The organism is Kurthia sp. Dielmo, from assembly GCF_000307285.2.
GTDB lineage: Bacteria > Bacillota > Bacilli > Bacillales_A > Planococcaceae > Kurthia > Kurthia populi.
Genome location: NZ_HE578964.1, coordinates 1 through 2,667, shown reverse-complemented (window position 1 = coordinate 2,667; position 2,667 = coordinate 1). Strand labels below are relative to the sequence as shown.

The following is a 2,667-nucleotide window of genomic DNA, read 5'->3' as shown; positions in this document are numbered from 1 at the left end:
TTAGTGCGATTCCGTTTTTTTATGGCGTTTTAAAACTTTTTCTACACGCAATTCTATTTTTTGTAATAGTAAGGTAAATGGTTTTCCTGCTAATAAGATCGCAACGAGCGCAAAAACTCCTAAATAAATCCATAGCCATGCATGCGGGAAAATGCCTTTTAAAAAATCATTTACATGATAGTGATGATAAAGAAATAGTAGCGGCCTGTGGAAAAAGTAAATAGAAAGTGAGCGTTCGCCGATTACAGTAAACCAAGTATGCTTTTGAGTCATCAATGAGAGAATAGCGATAGACATACAAGTCGTTACGACCATCGTTAACAAACGCATAATTGCACCTGATCCAGCAATATCGAGACCCATACGAATCTGGGTATATGCATTTCGACCACTTAATAAATTACGCATATCATATAATGTATCGATATTTAAATAAATTGTGATAGCGATTAATACAAGAGAAAGAGCTGATACGATTTTTAATTTTGGAGATTGTAGAAAGTCCGCTAAATCATTTGGTTTTATATAATAACCGATAATGAAAAACGGAAAGAATGAAATGATTCTTGAACCTACTAGTACATCGCCAATATTTGTATAGCCAATTGCCAATGCTAAAACGATGCTTGAGGGAATGACAATGGAAGCCTTTAAATTCCGTAAAAGGCGTCCTAAGCATAACCAAACGGCCATTGCGAACATGAACCATGGTACGCTATTTTCTACAAATGGATTAAATACATAATTTTCTCGACCTAACCAATAATGAATTAATAAGTAAAAAATAATTTCCATTATAAAATAGAGAATAAGGAAATTTGCTATTTTTTCAATACGGAAGGGATCTTTTAAAATAATCGATTTACTGAATAGCCCTGCTAAGAAAATAAATAGTGGCATGTGGAATAAATAAATGTAGAAAAAGAAAATACGCATTGATTCAAAGTAGTCTGTATAATAATCTGCTGCGTGACCTAATACGACAAGTATAATGAGAAGCGCCTTTACATTGTCGAAAACAAAAATGCGTTGTTTAGAAGTATTCATAAAAACCCTTTCTTTATATGAGATATGTACACTACATAATATAGCGCTAAAAGAGTCTCTGTGAAATTACATTTATGTAAAATTCGAATGGCTGGTACGTAACAACCTCGTGACAAAGTATGAAGGGTTTTTTCGGCAATTATGTTATACTTGATTCGATATAAACAAGATTATGAGGAGTGTTAGATTGTGATTAATGAACAACAAGTCCGTGAATTACTTGGTGGTTTTACAGATCCCATTTTACATAAAACATTAGCTGAAACAAATGGGGTACTTGAAGTAAGCATTAAAGAAGAAAAAGAACATGTTAGTGTGAAGGTTGCGATTGCGAAATTAGGTACACCTGAACAATTAACTTTCCAAATGGATATTGTAAATGAATTAAAAGAAGCGGGTTTCAAAACAGTAGGTATCCGTTTTGCAGAATTAGATGCGTCTGTATTAGAACAATTCCGTGGAACAGCAACGCGTTCAGAGGCGCAAGACTTATTATCTCCAATAAATAAAACGCAATTTATCTCAATTGCTTCTGGTAAAGGTGGAGTGGGTAAATCAACTGTATCTGTTAACCTTGCTGTAGCATTAGCGCGATTAGGTAAAAAAGTTGGTCTAATTGATGCGGATATTTATGGATTTAGTGTTCCTGATATGATGGGCGTGCAAGATATGCCTCGCGTAGAAAATGACCGCATTTTCCCGGTAGAGCGTTTTGGCGTAAAAATGATTTCAATGGGATTCTTTGTTGAAAACAATGCACCAGTCGTATGGCGCGGGCCAATGTTAGGTAAAGTATTAGATCAGTTCTTCCGTGATGTAGAGTGGGGCGATTTAGATTACTTACTATTAGACTTACCTCCAGGTACAGGTGATGTGGCACTTGATATTCACCAAATGCTACCTGAATCATATGAAATTGTTGTAACAACACCACATCCAACAGCAGCATTCGTTGCAGCACGTGCGGGTGCAATGGCAATTAAAACACAACATCATATTTTAGGTGTAGTTGAAAATATGTCATGGTTCCAATCAGAAGTATCGGGTGAAAAAGAATACGTATTTGGTAAAGGTGGCGGTACTAAGCTAGCTTCTGAATTACGTACACAATTACTTGGTCAAATTCCACTAGGTCAACCAGATATTATTGAAGCAGATTTTGCACCATCTGTTTATGCTAGAAATCATTCGACAGGTCAACTTTATTTAGAAATGGCTCAAAATGTTATTGATCAATTAGCAAAAGAAGAAAAATAAATCGTTTATAATAGTATGAAGAAATCCGAAACCGTATATGGTTTCGGATTTTTATTTGAATAAAAGATTGGAAAATGATGTTTGAAATAGCACTAAAAAGATTTTATTAGTATAAGGGGTTTTGCTAAAAATTATTTTAATAAAAAGGTTGACCGCTTTTAAAAAGAAGCGTATAGTTAGTTTTGTTGTTAAAACAACTTATTTGAAACAAAATAAAAAATGCTTGCATTTAATAAATTTTGTTGATATAATAATTAAGTCGTCAAAACGATGGCGAAAGTAAAATTTAAATCTTTCAAAAAAAGTTGTTGACACAAACAACTTGAAATGATAAGATATAAGAGTTGCTGAATAAGCGACTTA

2 protein-coding genes are annotated in these 2,667 nt (G+C 33.8%); one reads left to right on the top strand and one right to left on the bottom strand.

All coding sequences use genetic code 11. The annotated features are described in order from the left end of the window. Positions 1–1,047, bottom strand: a complete 1,047-nt coding sequence (locus tag KTHG_RS18470; protein WP_139995826.1) for an acyltransferase family protein — start codon at positions 1,045–1,047, stop codon at positions 1–3. A gap of 189 nt (positions 1,048–1,236) precedes the next feature. Here KTHG_RS18470 and KTHG_RS18465 point away from each other — a divergent pair, with 189 nt between their 5' ends. Continuing rightward, positions 1,237–2,304 carry an Mrp/NBP35 family ATP-binding protein gene (locus KTHG_RS18465; protein WP_158621066.1) on the top strand — a complete coding sequence of 356 codons (1,068 nt, stop codon included), beginning with the start codon at positions 1,237–1,239 and terminating at the stop codon, positions 2,302–2,304. Positions 2,305–2,667 lie beyond the last annotated feature (363 nt).